The sequence below is a fragment of the Vibrio sp. 10N.222.52.B7 genome (assembly GCF_041474275.1).
Taxonomy (GTDB): domain Bacteria; phylum Pseudomonadota; class Gammaproteobacteria; order Enterobacterales; family Vibrionaceae; genus Vibrio; species Vibrio crassostreae_C.
Genome location: NZ_JBFRTU010000018.1, coordinates 65,104 through 81,984, shown reverse-complemented (window position 1 = coordinate 81,984; position 16,881 = coordinate 65,104). Strand labels below are relative to the sequence as shown.

Sequence of the window (16,881 nt, the reverse complement as noted above, 5' to 3'; positions counted from 1 at the left end):
CTACAGTAGGAATGGCGCTTCTTTTATATACGAGTTAAAAACGTTTAGTTAAAGAAACCTTTCAATAAACCATCAACTGCTTCTTTAGTTTTCTCGTCTTTGATCTTGTCCGTTAGCTTGTTCACACCACGGTCAATTTCTTTCTGTGCTTTCTGTTTCAATACGTCATCAAAAACAAGTGCAAATTTCGGGGCTGCCCACTGACCTGTTACCTTAATTGGGATAGTCACATCTTTCAGGTCGTCGATGCTCTTACCGCCCTGACCTTCAAGTGAACCCACAATTGATGTACGCACAAGGAAGTCGACCGTTTCATTGATGAAGTTTGCTTTACCTTGACCTGTCACACGTAACAGTGGCGACTGTGCTGATAAGTCGTTAGTTGAAACCCAACCTTTATCCACTTTCAGCGTCGCTTTCATTGCACTGAAGTCCGTTTTTTGAGCTTCATTTGTGCTTTCAACTTTCTCGCCCTTGATCTTAGCGTAGTTTTCTCGAATCAGTTGAGCTACGTTGATGCCGTTAACTGCACCATCTTCAAAGTTAATCGCGATAGTACCGACTAGGTTTTTCTTGATACCCGTCGGAGTTAGACTCTTACCTTTCACGTTGACATCAATATTACCGGTACCTTCCAGCATATCGTTATCTGCAACATCAACCAGTAACGGTTGTACTTTCACGCCTTTGATTTTCTTCTTAGCCGTGTAAGTCGCTGGTGTTTTACGAGCGTCTAACTTTGCAGTAGCAGAAATAGAACCTTGGTAAAGATTCGAGGTGAATGAGGTTAGCTCTGCGATACCACGGTTAACCGAAAATGCGGTTTTAACATTCTGCATCTTCGCGTTGTTCGCCTTGAACTTATCAATCGTGATGTCACCTTTCACGTCTAACGTTTTCAGAGCCGACAGATCAGGTTCCACTTCTTTAGCTGGATCTGAACTACCAGAACTTGACGTTGAACCACCAGCAGAACCAGAAGGCGCTGTGCTCGCTGTTTCTGTTGTATTGCCTAAGCCTAAGAATTCATCTAAATCAATATTCGGGCTATGAAGAGAGAAACGAACCTTTGGTATTTCAGATAGGATTATGTCTGCTTTACCGTCTAATGCAATAGCGTTAGCTTGTAGCTTCTCTAACACAAAGCTCAGGTGGCTCTTGTTAAGATCGAAGCTTAAGTCAGACAGCATGTCGACTTTCATTGGAGACTGAGGAAGCGTGTCGCCTTTGAATGTTGAGTCTAACGTTAACTTGTTCAGCGTTACTTTTGAAATCGCGCTATCAACAGTAAGTTCACCGCCACCTTTAAGATCAAGGTCAAGGCCAGCTGCATTACCGATTACAGCGTAAGTCAGTTGGTTTACCTTATCGAACTCAAACGTATTCAAGCCAATTTTTGCTGACTCAATCGACGTCGCTGGATCATTGAACTTAGCGTTTAAGTCGATATTACGAAGTGCGTAACTTGCAAAGCCTTCAGCTAATTTGAATTCTGCACTGCCTTGTGCTGAGAACTTCTGTTGATTGTTCTCACCAGAAGCCGCAAATGTCGCGGTTGTCCATGTATCAACGGCAAACTCAGAAAGATTCAAAGACACATCGTATAGCTTAGTGAATGAACCCGCTTGCTTGTCGTCCATTTCAAACAATGCGTTTGATACAGTTACGCCTGCAAGGTTGATCGTCCAACCCGATGCGTCTGTGGTAGTTTGCTCTTGAGGGGCAGGCGCTGATTCAGAACTTGTGCCTGCTGCAGGCTCAGATTCTTGAGGCGCTGACGCTTGCGTTAGTGCATCAATGTTCTTGCGACCATCTTTAAGCGTTTCTAAATAGAATTCTGCACCATCTAGAGTAATGTTGCCGATCTCTAGTTGGTTGCTAAATAGCGGAGTAACCGAAACGTCAACGCCAACGGTATCAACCTTAAATAGGTTAGGTTGCGTAAAACCTTCAGGGTTGCGTAATTCAGTTTGACCAAGTTCAAAGCCAATGGATGGGAAGAATTGCCAGCTGATATCACCCTCGATCACTAGCTCTAGGCCTGTGTGTTTTTGGGCTTGTTCGACAATTAATGGCTTAAATTGGTTGGGATTCACTAACAGCACTAGTGCCAGAATTGCTGCAACGACAACAAACACTGGTACAGCTATGAAAATGAGTAGTTTCTTCATCCGCATATTCCTTGCTTAGATTCCAAAAGAAAGTGGCACTATAAAAGTGCCACTGATTCGGTAAAAAATAAAGCTAAGTGAGTCACTTAGGCAAAATTTTATTCGATTAAGACTTCAACAACTTCGCAATGTGCGCTTTTAGCACATCAATCGCAATACGGTTTTTACCACCACGAGGAACGATGATGTCTGCATGTTGTTTTGAAGGCTCGATAAACTGCATGAACATTGGACGTACTGTTTCTTGGTATTGCTTAAGTACAGTGTCCATTGTACGACCACGCTCTTCTACATCACGCTTAACACGGCGTAATAGACAGATGTCTAATGGTGTATCCATAAACACACTTGCGTGCATTAGTTTACGAAGACGCGGGTCTGTTAGAAGCAGAATACCCTCTAAAATGATCACTTTCTTTGGAGTAAGTGTAGTCGTTTCAGAAGTACGTGTGTGCTCTGTGTAGCTGTATTCAGGAACTTCTACGGCGTTGCCACTCATTAGCTGCTGTAGATGTTCACATAAAAGATCATGATCTAGTGCATTTGGGTGATCGTAGTTAGTTTTAACACGCTCTTCCATACTCAAGTGGCTTTGGTCGCTGTAATAGCAATCTTCCGTGATAACACCAATTTGATGGTCGCCTACTTTTTCGCGCAATTCATTATAAATTGTACTAGCAATCAGACTTTTTCCTGAAGCTGAAGCGCCAGCGATACCTACGATGACACATTGATTATTATCAGACATTAATTTTGCACCCGATATGGTTTGGTGGTGGGAAGAGATAAACCGCCTGATTATAGGGGCTAAAGCACATAGATTCTAGTCGCCATTTTAGCTAATTGCAGTCAAATTGATGATATCAATGCATTTAATGAATGCAATCGTTTGCTTTCAAATAACTTGCCTACAACTATTTGCACAAGCCCAATGGATATTGACTTAAATCCACCGCTGTTTATCTAATCCAAACTATATTTAAACGACTTTGTGATTAACTTGCGCTATTCAACCATAGATTCGTTATTCAACCATAGAGAAGTTAATCGCTTCTGGTCTCGCCTTGCCGGTCCAGAACATCTTCGCAGCCACATTCTCTGCAAGCTCTAAGTAATGACGTGTATGTTCACTATCTGGACGACGAATCACCGTCGGGCAACCTGCATCGATATCTTCTCGCACATCAATATGAAGAGGGATCTGTGCCAAAATATCGAGGTAAAACTCTTCTGACATAGCTTCGGCACCACCAACACCAAAGATATGCTCTTTCTCACCACAGTGACTACAAATATGATAGCTCATGTTTTCAACTAAGCCTGCGACTGGCACACTCACCTTATCAAACATCGCTACGCCTTTACGTGCATCCGCTAGCGCCAAATCTTGAGGAGTGGTCACCACTACAGCCCCGGTCACTGGGATCTGTTGCGATAACGTCAGCTGAATATCGCCCGTGCCCGGTGGCATATCAATAACTAGATAATCCAACTCTGGCCATACGGTTTCGTTAACAAGCTGACCTAAAGCCTTGGCCGCCATTGGACCGCGCCAAATCGCAGCGTCATCTTTCGACACAAGATAACCGATAGAGTGAGTGAAAATACCGTGCGCTTCGATTGGCATCATCCACTTGTTATTCTGGACTTCTGGTTTCGCATCTAATTGGCCAAGCATCATAGGTACAGAAGGACCATAGATATCCGCATCCAACAAACCCACTTTTGAACCAGACTTAGATAAAGCCAAAGCAAGGTTGACTGAAGTGGTCGATTTACCCACCCCACCCTTTGCAGATGTCACGGCGATGATGTTCTTCACCCCCTTCAATGGTGTCGCAACCGTGGTTTCTAACGCAGACGGCTTCACCTTCACTTCAAACTGAAAAGCGCTAACAAGCTGTTGTTCAATCTGAGAGTGAATCCACTGTTCCAATTCAACCGCAAGCTGATTAGCGGCAAAAGGTAAGGTGATAACAAATGATCCACGCGGATCAACCGATATAATATTTTGGTGTAGCGCCCACTCTGGGATGAGGATTGGTGACTCGAACTCATTCAACCATGAACAGAAATCTTGCTTAGAAGTAAAGTTACGCATTGGGACTCCTTTTTTTATTTATGCTATCACCCACGAGATGAAGACTGAACCCCTAAAAAACTAGGGGAATCCTTAGTCTGATACCTTGGCGTATCACACGTTATAAAGTAGTATTACCTCTCAAATTTATACCTATCAAAAAAGCGAATTATTAAGTATGGCAACTGATCCAAGACAACTTTTGGTAACTTGTGCGCTTCCGTACGCTAACGGCTCTATTCACCTTGGCCATATGCTTGAGCATATCCAAGCTGATATCTGGGTTCGATACCAGCGTCTACGTGGCAACACTGTAAACTTCATCTGTGCTGACGATGCTCACGGCACGCCAATTATGCTTAAAGCTCAACAGATGGGTATCACGCCAGAAGAGATGATCGCTGCTGTTAGTGAAGAGCACCAAAAAGACTTCGCTGGCTTTGATATCAGCTTTGATAACTACCACAGCACACACAGCGAAGAGAACCGTGAACTGGCTTCTCACATCTACTTAGAACTTAAAAAGAACGGCTTCATTTCTAGCCGCACTATTTCTCAGCTTTTCGATCCTGAGAAAGAGATGTTCCTACCAGACCGCTTCGTAAAAGGTACTTGCCCTAAGTGTAAGTCAGAAGACCAGTATGGTGATAACTGTGATAACTGTGGTGAGACATACAGCCCAACTGAGCTAATTAACCCTAAATCAGCGGTTTCTGGCGCAACTCCAGTAATGAAAGACTCTGAGCACTTCTTCTTCGACCTACCTCAGTTCGAAAGCATGCTTAAAGAGTGGACTCGTTCTGGCTCTCTACAGAATGAAACTGCAAACAAAATGCAGGAATGGTTTGAGTCTGGTCTGCAACAGTGGGATATCTCACGTGATGCACCTTACTTCGGCTTTGAAATCCCAGGCGAAAAAGACAAGTTCTTCTACGTATGGCTAGACGCACCTGTTGGCTACATGGCTTCTTTCAAGAACCTATGTGACAAACGTGACGATCTAAACTTCGATGAATACTGGAAGAAAGACAGCACAACTGAGCTTTACCACTTCATCGGTAAAGACATTGTTTACTTCCACAGCCTATTCTGGCCAGCAATGCTAGACGGCGCAGGTTTCCGTAAGCCAAACAACGTATTCGTACACGGCTACGTAACAGTGAACGGTGCGAAGATGTCTAAGTCGAAAGGCACATTCATCAAAGCAAGCACGTACCTAAACCACCTAGACCCTGAGTGTCTACGTTACTACTACGCTGCTAAACTAAACAGCCGCATCGATGACTTAGATCTTAACCTTGAAGACTTCACTCAACGTGTAAACGCTGACGTAGTAAACAAGATTGTTAACCTAGCTTCTCGTAACGCTGGCTTCATTACTAAGCGTTTTGAAGGCAAGCTAGCTGCTGAATTTGCAGAGCCTGAGCTATACAACGAATTCGTTGCTGCTGCTGAGCGTATCGGTGAGCTATACGAAACTCGTGAATTCAGCCGTGCTATCCGTGAAATCACTGCACTAGCGGATAAAGCTAACCAGTACATCGACGAAAAAGCACCTTGGGTTCTTGCTAAAGAAGAAGGCAAAGAAGCTGAGCTTCAACAAGTTTCTTCTGTAGGTATTAACCTATTCCGCGTACTGATGGCTTACCTGAAACCAGTGATGCCAGAGCTTGCAGCTCGCACTGAAACTTTCCTAAACGAAGAGCTAACGTGGGAAGCGATTGCTACTCCGCTAACTGATCACGAGATCACTAAGTTCAAAGCGCTATTCAACCGCATTGACCCTAAGAAAGTGGAAGCAATGGTTGAGTCTTCTAAAGAAGATGCAGCCGCTGAAGCAGCAGCGAAAGAAAAAGCAGAAGCTGAAAAAGAGCAAGCAAGCCAAACTGAGCTAGACAAAGAGCCAATCGCAGACGAGATTGAGTTCGATGCCTTTGCAGCAGTAGACATGCGTATCGCTCGTATCATCTCTTGTGAAGAAGTACCAAAAGCGAACAAACTACTGAAGTTCCAACTAGACATCGGTGGTGAGACTCGCCAAGTATTCTCTGGTATCAAATCAGCATACAAACCTGAAGAGCTAGAAGGCAAGCTAACTGTAATGGTAGCAAACCTAAAACCTCGTAAGATGAAGTTTGGTATGTCTGAAGGCATGATCCTAGCAGCGGGCCCTGGCGGCAGCGACCTATGGATCCTTGAGCCACACGAAGGTGCTCAACCTGGTATGCGTGTAATGTAATTCTGACTCCAGTCAGATAACAATCACCCATCACTAAATCCCTAATGCATTTTTGACTTGAAAGAGTTAATCAGCATTGGGGATTTTTTATATCTACCGAAAATTAGCGTTCTCTGTTAGAGTCGCCGTCAACTATGCTATGTAGAGTAGAAATTGGTTCGTCGACAAAAATAGGCTAAACCAACACCTCTTTACTCTAAAACCCTTTTTAGGAATCCCCAGTGACTAACAACGAAATCTTGCGTCGTATTCAACACGCACTAAACCTTAAAAATGCACAAATCATCAAAGCTATCGAACAAGCTGATGTGACTGTTGCTCATGACCAAGTGATTAACTGGCTAAAAGATGACAACGACAAGTCATGCTCTAAGATGAAAGATAAAGAGTTAGCGGTATTCCTAAATGGTTTCATCAACCTTAAGCGTGGCAAAAAAGAAGGCGAGCAACCTAAACCTGAAGTTGCACTGACGAACAACATGATCTTCATGAAGCTTCGTATCGCATTGAACATGAAAGCAGAAGATGTTTTGGACGTACTAGAAGTGGTTGGCATTAGCTTGAGCAAGTACGAAATCGGCGCTTACTTCCGCAAGCCAGAAAACAAAAACTACAAAGTGTGTGAAGACCAACTACTTTGCGATTTTCTAAACGGTGTGCAATTTACCAACCGTCCAGACTCAGAAGAGTTTGCGGGTTAAGTTACTACTCCTAGATAAATTTTAAGTTGCTACACATAGATAAATTACTCGTCATAGGTAAGTAACTGACCCACTGATAATTTTCTAGTAACGACAGATAAATAAAAAGCGGCGAGATAATTGAATTATCTCGCCGCTTTTTCGTTTTCTTTACGTCACTGACTAAACAGGAACAACAATAGTAAACCTATGCCTTAGCTGTCGTCTTCAGTGAAGTTCGTCGGCAATGTCGTTTTCATTTCATTCCAAACTTGTGCACTTGCGATACCGTAGTTACGAATCACTAATGGCAAAGTTTCGCGCTCGCCACTTTCACAGATAATGAACAACTCTTTATAAAAGTCCATCGCTAAACGTCGTGCTTCTGGGTTAGAGAAGTAGTAGCTACCGATACGGTCATAAAGTTTACGCACACCGTTAAAGATCAGGCCGTAAATCTGGTTGCCTGAGTGGAATGCCAAACGTTGGAAAAGCATGTAATCATAGAAGTTGAAAGTCTTCGCGATTAAGATCGTCTGACGTTTCGCTTCATCTTTTTCTGAATCTTCTTTTACCGCTTGTTTGATCTTGTCAGCGTATGGCGACGATTCTAGGAACTCATCCCAAGTTGGTGCCGCAAGTAGCGCTTCACAAGATTCAATCACGTTACTGATAGTACGCTCTGAAGCTTCTTTGTTTGCTTTGAATGCATAACGCATAAAGATCGGGCTGATATTAGTACGAGCAGCAAGCAGGTCTTCTACCATTTTGCTTGCGTTATCAACGTCCAACGTCATTAGCGTATCAAGGATATGAAGACCTGAGGTTTCCATAAACTGGTTAACTTTAGTTGGTTTGCCATGTTGGATTGTCAACCAACCATCACGAGCAAGACGTTGTAGTACTTCACGAAGCGTAGTACGTGTAACACCAATCAGCTCAGAAAGCTCACGCTCTGCGGGCAAGATAGAACCTGGAGGGAAACGGCCATTCCAAATACTTTCAATGATATACTTCTCTGCAAATCCTGCCGGGCTCTTCGCCTTAATGACCATCTACACTTCAATCCAATTTAATTATTCTGTTCTAATTTACTCATCATACCACTAGTTCACACCTAGCGGAAACACCCTCAAAAATTTTACTCACCCTAAACACCGTTAGAGTTATAACTCTAAAGTTCAGCACACGTTTGCACCTCAGGTTTGTAAAGCAAGCGACTCTAAACCACCATTTAAACAAACCGTTAACACAACAATTTTTCTTTAAAATCAATGGGATTGGTCATATTTTTAAAGCTATTAATTTGCAATATTAAGTTGTAATAATCATATATAAGCCGTCGTTATTCTGTAATTTTCAATCATTTCGCTGAAATATTGATTCTAGTCGGTTTTTATCACATTTTAAGTGGTATGCTTGCGCTACTTTGATCGCGTTTCTCGACAAAAAAGAGGTATTTTTAGGGCTACAGGGCTTTTCCTGTTGACTAAATGTTATCTAAGAGTAAAGTTGCGCTCAAAAATAAGCAGTGCTTGAGTTTCTAAGGGAGTGACTTGGCAAGACCACAGAACATTACATGGAATGTAGTTTTTCTAAGTCACTGTTAGTCATAGTTTTTAACAATTTCTATAGCTCGATTCTCAAAATGTTGTATTGCTTGTCTATTCATAATCAACATAAAAGAGTATTAACATGCCGATGTCTCTCGGAAACGCTTTTATCAAGAACTTCCTTGGTAAAGCTCCTGATTGGTATAAACTTGCCATCATTTCCTTTTTAATCATCAACCCGTTTGTTTTCTTCCTAGTTGACCCATTTGTTGCGGGCTGGCTATTGGTGGTTGAGTTTATTTTCACTCTAGCTATGGCTCTCAAATGCTACCCACTTCAACCGGGTGGTCTATTAGCTATTCAAGCAGTCGCCATTGGCATGACCAAACCAGAAATGGTTTATCACGAGCTGCAAGCAAACCTTCCTGTATTACTCTTGCTCGTATTCATGGTTGCTGGCATTTACTTCATGAAAGAACTGCTTTTGTTCATTTTCACGAAGATCTTGCTTGGCATCCAATCTAAAATTTTACTCTCCGTTGCCTTCTGTGTTGCTGCCGCTTTCTTATCAGCATTCCTAGATGCACTAACAGTAATCGCCGTAGTTATTAGCGTTGCGGTCGGCTTCTACTCTATCTACCACAAGGTTGCATCAGGCAAGGGCACAACGTCTTCGCACGATCATACTCATGATGAAGAGATCTCAGAGCTAACTCGTGATGACCTAGAAAACTACCGTGCTTTCCTACGTTCACTGCTAATGCACGCTGGTGTGGGTACAGCACTGGGTGGTGTAATGACCATGGTAGGAGAACCACAAAACTTGGTAATTGCTAAGCAAGCAGGTTGGGAGTTCGGTGAATTTATCATCCGTATGCTGCCAGTAACACTACCTGTTTTCTTCTGCGGTATTTTAACTTGTGTACTTGTCGAGAAATTCAAAGTGTTTGGTTACGGTGCTCAACTACCAATGAATGTTCGCCAAATCTTAGTTGAGTTTGACAACAAAGAACGTGCAAACCGCACAAAGCAAGACGTAGCAAAACTATGGGTTCAAAGTGCAATCGCAGTTTGGCTTATCGTCGGCCTTGCACTTCACGTTGCTGAAGTAGGTTTGATTGGCCTGTCTGTGATCATCTTAGCTACAGCATTTACGGGTGTTATTGAAGAACACTCTATGGGTAAAGCCTTTGAAGAAGCGCTGCCATTTACTGCACTTCTTGCCGTTTTCTTCGCTGTTGTTGCTGTGATCATCGACCAAGCTCTATTTAAGCCAGTCATCGATGCAGTACTTCACGTTGAAGATAAAGGCGCACAGCTCGCACTCTTCTATATTGCCAACGGTATTTTATCGATGGTTTCAGATAACGTGTTCGTCGGTACGGTTTACATTAACGAAGTGAAAACTGCACTGGTTGAAGGCATCATCACTCGTGATCAGTTCGACCTACTTGCTGTTGCTATCAACACTGGTACTAACCTACCTTCTGTTGCAACGCCAAACGGCCAGGCTGCATTCCTATTCCTATTAACATCAGCACTTGCTCCGTTAATTAGATTGTCTTACGGTCGCATGGTTATCATGGCGTTGCCATACACCATCGTATTGGCACTGGTTGGCCTAGCAGGCATTGTGTTCTTCGTAGAGCCAATGACAGCATGGTTCTATGATGCAGGTTGGATCATTCAACGCACTGGTGAAGTCGTTGCTCCAGTTATCTCTGGTGGTCATTAAGCTAAACATTGTGTCGCAAACCACAATAACTATAACTAACTAATCAAAAATATTAGTTGATTAGGAAACTTATCCAAGATAAAAAGCTCTGAGTAATCAGGGCTTTTTTATTTTATAGACAGGATTCAATTCGTGAACTTTTTAGCAATGATCAAAGACTTCTCTAAGGGACGTTTATCTTGGCTTTTACTGCTGGCTTTTATTGTCTTTTTTGAAGCGTGCGCTCTCTTCTTCCAACACGTGATGATGCTTGGTCCTTGCGTGATGTGTATCTATGAGCGCGTTGCTATGCTCGCTATCGGTGTTGCCGCCATGATTGGTGCGATTGCCCCGAATAACCCAATATCACGCTGGTTAGGCCTTGCTAGCTGGGGATTTGGCGCATACAAAGGTTTGATGCTTGCTTTAGAGCACGTCGATTACCAGTTCAATCCGTCCCCTTTCGCAACCTGCGACTTATTCGTAACCTTCCCTAGCTGGGCGCCTTTAAACCAATGGGCTCCGTGGATGTTTGAGGCTTACGGCGATTGCAGCAAGGTTGTGTGGCAGTTCTTCGATCTTTCTATGCCTCAGTGGCTAGTAATTATCTTTGCAGGTAACTTGGTTGCTTTCGGTATTGTGGTTATTTCTCAATTTGTGAAGTCGAAAAAGGACTTGCAGTAAGCCGTTGACACTTGGACAACAAAAAAGTCGACCACGAGGTCGACTTTTTTATTACTTAAGCTTTTGAACATATTAAGAGAGTCTGTTATTCACACAAACTAAGTTGCTCAACAAGCCGTGATTAGCTGCTTTTACCGCAGCATTGTTTAAACTTCTTGCCGCTTTCACAAGGGCAAAGGTCGTTTCGACCAATGTCTTTAAACGGGTTCACGCTCTGGGACTTATTGCCCAACATAGCTTCATCCGCTGCCATTGCCACTTCTGAGATCATCAGATCGACTTGACCCACTAAATCGGCAAGCGATGGTGGGTTAGTAAGCCCTGCAGCGATCATTTGTTGTTGAGTTTGCTCTTCATCAATCGCAAGCATCAAGGTGGTTAAGAGCGCTTGCAACATGCGCAGAGTACCATCCGCGACTGTCACGCTCTGCCACTGCTCTTCCACTGTTGGCCAAACCATCATGAAGCCTTCAGAAAAATCAGCGAACTGTTCGTTAAAGTCACCTTCAGCCAGTACGTCTGTTAATAGGTATTCATTACGCTGAATCAGGTTGTGCTGGCGATTAATCTGTTCTGTCACCGTTGTTACCAGCTCTTTACCCGCTTCAGGCGCAACGATAACCAGCCACTCTTCTGGATCGAGTGGTTTGGTCGCTAAGTTAGAGGCAAGGATTGCACCTTCCATAAACTGCGGAGTAATGTCAGTGATTGATTCTGGTAGGCTTAATAATTGATATGTCATGAAAGCTCTGGATATTGGGCATTTTCGATATTATAACGCCATCCTCCCAAAGATGTCGCTATTAAGAGACGAAACCATCATTAAGACATGCACCACACTCATAGTGACAATTCTGTAAGCACACCGTACAATCACGCCTCGAATTTTTCGGTTCATTCAGTTTTGGTAAAGCAACATGCGCGTAATACTTGGCCCTATGGAGGGCGTTCTAGACCACCTAATGCGTGAAATTCTCACAGAGATTAATGATTACGATCTCTGTGTGACAGAGTTTGTGCGCGTCGTAGATCAACTTCTTCCCCCGCATGTGTTCCACCGTATTTGCCCTGAGCTACATCAAGGCTCTCAGACCATGGCTGGTGTGCCAATCCATCTCCAACTTCTAGGGCAACACCCAAATTGGATGGCCGAGAATGCTTTTCAAGCTGCTAGCTTAGGCGCGAAAGGGATCGATCTTAATTTTGGTTGCCCAGCAAAAGCGGTCAACAAAAGTAATGGTGGCGCTTCATTGCTAAAAGAGCCAGAGCTCATCTATCAAGTGGTGAACGCCTGTCGAGAAGCGGTACCGGCACACATTCCTGTGTCCGCAAAGATTCGATTAGGTTGGGAGCATCCGGAAGAGTGCTTTGAAATCGTCGATGCCATCGAACAAGCCAAAGCTGACGAACTCACCGTGCATGCAAGAACCAAAGTTGGCGGCTATAAAGCCAGCGAAATCAAATGGGACTTCATCAATCAAATAAGAGAAAAAACATCTCTGCCGTTGATTGCTAATGGGGAGATCTGGAACTATCAAGATGGTCAAGATTGCATAGAAGCAACAGGCGTCGATTCATTAATGGTCTGCCGTGGTGCTTTCAATATTCCAAACCTTGGTAACGTCGTTAAGCACAACCACCAGAAAATGCCGTGGGATAAAGTCATTGAACTTTTGCTGCGCTATTCAGAGTTTCAAATTAAAGGGGACAAAGGCATGTACTACCCCAATAGAGTGAAGCAGTGGTTTGTTTATCTAAGTAAAGGCTACCCTGAAGCGAACGAACTGTTTAAAGAAATTCGTACTTTCAAAAAGGCGCCACCGATTGTAGAACGCCTTCAGCGTTATCAAGAAGAACGCCGCCAACCTGTTTAAGATTATGTTTAGGGTTAAATACCCAACGCTACAAACGTGTTTACCGGTGCAAATAAGCTTTGCTTGGTAGACACGTTCGCTCTTCCCTCTTCCCTCTTTCATTTTCATTTTCATTTTCATTTTCATTTTCATTTTCATACAAAGCATCGATTCAATAACGTGGTTAAAATTTAAGACGGTCTTTGCCCGTCGTCTTAGCCACGTACAGCTTTTCATCGGCGTACTTAAATATCTCATCGAAGTTAAGTTTACTTTGCTCAGTTTCAACAATGCAGACACCGCCAGACACCGTAAATCCATTTGGAATAATGTCGGCTGAAGTGGAACAAATCGCATTCTTCACTCGCTCTAATGTTCTCATCAAAGTTTCACGATCTTCGCCTTTCATATAAACGACAAACTCTTCACCGCCAAACCGTGCTGCAACGTCACTGCTTCGAATACTGTTGCTGATCTGACGCGACATATAACGAATCACATCATCCCCCTTATCGTGGCCGTAGGTGTCGTTAATTGACTTAAAATCATCAATATCGAAGACGGTTAATGCAAACAGTTGATCGTGCTCTACACTGCGCCAGAACGCTTCTAAGCCACGACGATTCAATAACCCTGTCATAGGGTCTTTGGCTGCGAGATCTTTGAAGTAACCACGTTCAATATTGGAATTGACGTAGAAGAAGATGGTTACTGAGAACAGATACACAATGATGGCAACAATAAGGCTGTCTTTCTCGTAGACGAAAAAGTGCTCAACCTCTTTCGCGATGTCTAATTTGTAATACATCGCATGGTGAGACGAGACACCATCCAGTTTGATCTCGTGATAAAAAGCCGCAGAATCTACCGGAGTCGCTAAAGTGGTATCAATGATATCGATCCGACCTGCAAGATGCTCATTCGAGTTTGCGAGCAGCTTGTCAGCATTAATATCCACCGACAGCATCCCTTGGTGAACGCCTTTATGGAATACAGGGATCGTCATACTGATTATACGGTCAAGGGAATCAAAACGATAACCAGGGCCTGAAAGGGTAAGTTGGTCAGGGTTGTTGGCTGTTTTCTGCCAATAAGGACGACTCTTTATGGTCGAGAGTAACTCTTTGCTCAGCCCTTTGGCAAAACCTTCAGGTGAAGAGATCACATAGCCGCTCGTATCAATAAAGTGCACGCCGGCATGGTATTCATCAAGCTGGGATAAAAATGAAAGAATAGGAGCTAACGCTATTTTTTCTGACGCGCTCTTATAACTATCACTGCTTTCAGAACAAAGAGACTCTTGACCAATTAGCATATAGTCGATATCGACAGAGGGAATGTCTGAGGTTTTACCGTCGGCAAGTAGCAATACATCAATAGGCCAGATTTGGCAAAGACCATCCACAACATGTTTGTTGTGATCAAGAAAGAGAGGGTTTCCTGATTTATAATAGTTGGAGAAGCTGTAGTCTAGGGCTGTTGCCACTTTTGTGGTTCTTTTGAACACATCTTCAATACGATGAAACTCACTACTGATATCTTTTTCTACCGCGTCAAAATGATTCTTTCCTATTAGGCCAAGTAACATCGCGGCGATCACAGCGGGAAACCCGAAAACAAAGGTTAGGCTAAAGTGCCTATTTACTTTCATATAATGTGCTCTTAGCGTTCAGCTATTTTCATTTCCCCCATTAATATTATTACATTAATCGGCAATTCGCTCGACGTAAAATAATGTAAATTGATATTAACGACACACCTAACGGTCAAATAACCGCTTACAAATGAATAAAATAGAGAAGCGCCAACATATAGAGCAGGTGAGTTTGTTATCTGAGCCCATTTCAATGCTGTTAATAATATGACTTATGGCCTATTAGCTCACCTAACACCAAACTCAATTCACCGGCTAATGACCGCACGCTCAATCACAGATTGAGGCACTGTCACACCAAGCTCACGAGCAGCATCTAGGTTGACCACCAGCTGAGAACTCTGCGCAGTTTTGACACTCAACTTCCCGGGCTTCTGTCCTTCCAGAATGGCTGCGACATAATCCGCGGTCTGAACCCCAACATCATAATAATCTAGACCTAAACCAGCAATCGCTCCCTTTCCGACATAAGATGTGGCGCCTGCGACGACTGGCGTATCTGCATGGTTAGCCGCTTTGATAAGACCCTCCATGCCGCTTGCAACCGTATTATCGGTCAAGGCATAGATAACATCGGACTTCTTAGCAATGGATTCTGCTTTTGCTTCGACATCGTCAACAGTCAGCGCTTTTTCGGTGTGAAGTGTATAACCGAAATCTCGAGTTGCCTTTCTCAATAACCCAACTAACGCAACGGCATTTGCTTCTGCTGGGTTGTAAACTACACCGATTGAATTAGCTTCAGGGAGCAGTTCTTTGATTAATGACACATGCTGAGTGATCGGAGATAAGTCAGAAAGCCCCGTGACATTACGCCCCGGCTTTTCTAATTGTTTAACGAGCCTAGCGCCGATAGGATCCGTAACCGCGGTAAACACGATAGGAATCGAGCGAGTCGCCGACACTAAGGCTTGTGAAGTCGGTGTCGCGATACCAACAAGTACATGTGGATTTTCACTGACGAGCTCTCTGGCAATCTTGGCTGCCTGAGCCGGGTTACCATTCGCCATTTCATAGGAGAATTCTAAGTTCTTACCGGGTTCATAACCATTGGCTCTCAATCCTTCAAGAAGCCCTAAACGTGTCGCATTCAGATCTGGATGGTCAACAACTTGTGAAACCGACACTTTGGCAACGTTTGCCATTACATTGCCAGTCCATAGCAACATCAAGCAACTTAAAACCGCTGCCAATACCTTTCTTACAGAACTCATTATCGCTCCCTGAATCAAGCTCTACCCGTCATTACTCGCTCAAAGAGAACAACATCAAAATCACTATTGACATTATTACCAGTAACCATTGATAACTTGAAGTGATATTTAACAAAAATACAACAAGGCTCGAGTTATGTGAGAAAGGTTATATTGACTTCGGAGGAAGGTAAGAAACCAAGTGAATAAGGACAGGTAAGCTAAACGGAAAGTAAGCGAGGTAACAAAAAGAGGAGCAAATCTGAGAACAAGCTATAGAAGATGAATAGTTGTTCTCAGACAAGAGGGAGAGCTGGGATTCTTTAGAACCAACGCTCCATTGAGGATTTATCTAACTGACGAAAGGCACGATTTAAAATGATTGCCAATTCTTTATAGCGAGGGCGCGGCTTCATAGGCTCTAACGCAAAACCCGTTTCAGTGATCTTTTCATGCAGTTCGCGGTACCACGATACTAGCGCCGGCGGAAGTTGTGTATTTGAGCGATTGCCCAACCACCACATACCTTGAAGCGGCAAGCTGATCGCAAACAAAGCCATAACCACAGCCTGTGGCATCGCTTGGTAATTATTAAAGACCATTTGTGTAAGAACACTGATAGCGGCAATCGCAGGCATCACTTTCACGCCAAAGCGGGTCGCTTTAATAATGCGTTGTTCTGGGAAGATCGCGTTTAACTCTTTTCGGACGGGCCAGAGATCCATGTACTTTTGGCCATCTTTTAAACTACTAGCTAAACCAACTCTATTGCTCATATGAGTCTCCCATTAAAAAAAAGTTGAAATCATCAACTAAAAACACAAAAATTTGACGAAAAATAATATTCTTTCAAATTTTTTTGTTATATTTGCACAATATCGCTATTATTTGCAGACCTCAATCTCATTGTTGCCCTTATTTACAATTTAAGCAACTTTGAGAAGACTTCTGCAAGGAATGCACAAGCCTCTTTTTGATAAAGAGCGCTTTCACTTTATACGGAAATTAACGTTTTTTTGACCAAGGTTAGTACGCAAGCCTATGTGCTTCGACTATTCTT

Annotated in this window: 13 protein-coding genes; 5 read left to right on the top strand and 8 right to left on the bottom strand. The window is 43.2% G+C overall.

The window, feature by feature from the left end:
* Nucleotides 1-44: 44 nt before the first annotated feature.
* From AB4512_RS07240 to apbC, 3 genes are all read right to left on the bottom strand, one after another.
* Complete coding sequence (locus AB4512_RS07240) at nt 45-2,171, bottom strand: AsmA family protein (protein WP_372174689.1); 2,127 nt, start codon at nt 2,169-2,171, stop codon at nt 45-47.
* A gap of 106 nt (nt 2,172-2,277) precedes the next feature.
* The gene (gene udk, locus AB4512_RS07235; RefSeq protein ID WP_004734002.1) at nt 2,278-2,919 is read right to left on the bottom strand and encodes a uridine kinase; all 642 of its coding nucleotides are present in this window, start codon (nt 2,917-2,919) and stop codon (nt 2,278-2,280) included.
* A 276-nt stretch (nt 2,920-3,195) separates the two neighbouring features.
* Nucleotides 3,196-4,272 (bottom strand): iron-sulfur cluster carrier protein ApbC, encoded by a 1,077-nt coding sequence (gene apbC, locus AB4512_RS07230; RefSeq protein WP_372174688.1) that lies wholly within the window; start codon nt 4,270-4,272, stop codon nt 3,196-3,198.
* 157 nt (nt 4,273-4,429) lie between these two features.
* Between apbC and metG the strand changes: the two genes are divergently transcribed.
* Nucleotides 4,430-6,490, top strand: coding sequence for a methionine--tRNA ligase (gene metG, locus AB4512_RS07225; protein ID WP_372058192.1), 2,061 nt, complete (start codon nt 4,430-4,432; stop codon nt 6,488-6,490).
* A gap of 221 nt (nt 6,491-6,711) precedes the next feature.
* Nucleotides 6,712-7,191: a DUF1456 family protein gene (locus tag AB4512_RS07220; RefSeq protein WP_010437231.1), complete on the top strand. Its 480-nt coding sequence runs from the start codon at nt 6,712-6,714 to the stop codon at nt 7,189-7,191.
* 194 nt (nt 7,192-7,385) lie between these two features.
* Here the strand turns inward: AB4512_RS07220 and fadR are convergent, their stop codons facing one another.
* Nucleotides 7,386-8,225 (bottom strand): fatty acid metabolism transcriptional regulator FadR, encoded by an 840-nt coding sequence (gene fadR / locus AB4512_RS07215; protein WP_017062161.1) that lies wholly within the window; start codon nt 8,223-8,225, stop codon nt 7,386-7,388.
* A gap of 640 nt (nt 8,226-8,865) precedes the next feature.
* On the opposite strand from fadR, the gene nhaB reads away from it, so the two are divergent.
* Entirely contained in the window at nt 8,866-10,458 is a 1,593-nt protein-coding gene (nhaB, locus tag AB4512_RS07210; RefSeq protein ID WP_372102499.1) for a Na(+)/H(+) antiporter NhaB, read from the top strand.
* A gap of 147 nt (nt 10,459-10,605) precedes the next feature.
* Nucleotides 10,606-11,121, top strand: a complete 516-nt coding sequence (dsbB, locus tag AB4512_RS07205) for a disulfide bond formation protein DsbB (RefSeq protein WP_029235613.1) — start codon at nt 10,606-10,608, stop codon at nt 11,119-11,121.
* Between the two features lie 121 nt (nt 11,122-11,242).
* On the opposite strand, the gene AB4512_RS07200 is transcribed toward dsbB, so the two are convergent.
* Nucleotides 11,243-11,863 (bottom strand): YecA family protein, encoded by a 621-nt coding sequence (locus AB4512_RS07200; RefSeq protein ID WP_017062164.1) that lies wholly within the window; start codon nt 11,861-11,863, stop codon nt 11,243-11,245.
* A 175-nt stretch (nt 11,864-12,038) separates the two neighbouring features.
* Here AB4512_RS07200 and dusC point away from each other — a divergent pair, with 175 nt between their 5' ends.
* Nucleotides 12,039-12,995 (top strand): tRNA dihydrouridine(16) synthase DusC, encoded by a 957-nt coding sequence (gene dusC, locus AB4512_RS07195; RefSeq protein WP_017069187.1) that lies wholly within the window; start codon nt 12,039-12,041, stop codon nt 12,993-12,995.
* A gap of 163 nt (nt 12,996-13,158) precedes the next feature.
* On the opposite strand, the gene AB4512_RS07190 is transcribed toward dusC, so the two are convergent.
* The 3 genes from AB4512_RS07190 to yfbV all read right to left on the bottom strand — a co-directional run bounded on the left by AB4512_RS07190 (nt 13,159) and on the right by yfbV (nt 16,597).
* Nucleotides 13,159-14,625 carry a sensor domain-containing diguanylate cyclase gene (locus tag AB4512_RS07190; RefSeq protein WP_017069188.1) on the bottom strand — a complete coding sequence of 489 codons (1,467 nt, stop codon included), beginning with the start codon at nt 14,623-14,625 and terminating at the stop codon, nt 13,159-13,161.
* Nucleotides 14,626-14,876: 251 nt separating this feature from the next.
* Nucleotides 14,877-15,842 carry an ABC transporter substrate-binding protein gene (locus AB4512_RS07185; protein WP_017066116.1) on the bottom strand — a complete coding sequence of 322 codons (966 nt, stop codon included), beginning with the start codon at nt 15,840-15,842 and terminating at the stop codon, nt 14,877-14,879.
* A 302-nt stretch (nt 15,843-16,144) separates the two neighbouring features.
* Nucleotides 16,145-16,597 carry a terminus macrodomain insulation protein YfbV gene (gene yfbV, locus AB4512_RS07180; RefSeq protein WP_017062168.1) on the bottom strand — a complete coding sequence of 151 codons (453 nt, stop codon included), beginning with the start codon at nt 16,595-16,597 and terminating at the stop codon, nt 16,145-16,147.
* Nucleotides 16,598-16,881: the final 284 nt, after the last annotated feature.

Bases quoted from the DNA above. Each gene is read 5' to 3' on its own strand.
- apbC (WP_372174688.1), bottom strand. From the start codon at position 4,272: ATGCGTAACTTTACTTCTAAGCAAGATTTCTGTTCATGGTTGAATGAG.
- AB4512_RS07190 (WP_017069188.1), bottom strand. From the start codon at position 14,625: ATGAAAGTAAATAGGCACTTTAGCCTAACCTTTGTTTTCGGGTTTCCC.
- nhaB (WP_372102499.1), top strand. From the start codon at position 8,866: ATGCCGATGTCTCTCGGAAACGCTTTTATCAAGAACTTCCTTGGTAAA.
- metG (WP_372058192.1), top strand. From the start codon at position 4,430: ATGGCAACTGATCCAAGACAACTTTTGGTAACTTGTGCGCTTCCGTAC.
- fadR (WP_017062161.1), bottom strand. From the start codon at position 8,225: ATGGTCATTAAGGCGAAGAGCCCGGCAGGATTTGCAGAGAAGTATATC.
- AB4512_RS07185 (WP_017066116.1), bottom strand. From the start codon at position 15,842: ATGAGTTCTGTAAGAAAGGTATTGGCAGCGGTTTTAAGTTGCTTGATG.
- AB4512_RS07240 (WP_372174689.1), bottom strand. From the start codon at position 2,171: ATGAAGAAACTACTCATTTTCATAGCTGTACCAGTGTTTGTTGTCGTT.
- dusC (WP_017069187.1), top strand. From the start codon at position 12,039: ATGCGCGTAATACTTGGCCCTATGGAGGGCGTTCTAGACCACCTAATG.
- AB4512_RS07200 (WP_017062164.1), bottom strand. From the start codon at position 11,863: ATGACATATCAATTATTAAGCCTACCAGAATCAATCACTGACATTACT.
- dsbB (WP_029235613.1), top strand. From the start codon at position 10,606: ATGATCAAAGACTTCTCTAAGGGACGTTTATCTTGGCTTTTACTGCTG.
- udk (WP_004734002.1), bottom strand. From the start codon at position 2,919: ATGTCTGATAATAATCAATGTGTCATCGTAGGTATCGCTGGCGCTTCA.
- yfbV (WP_017062168.1), bottom strand. From the start codon at position 16,597: ATGAGCAATAGAGTTGGTTTAGCTAGTAGTTTAAAAGATGGCCAAAAG.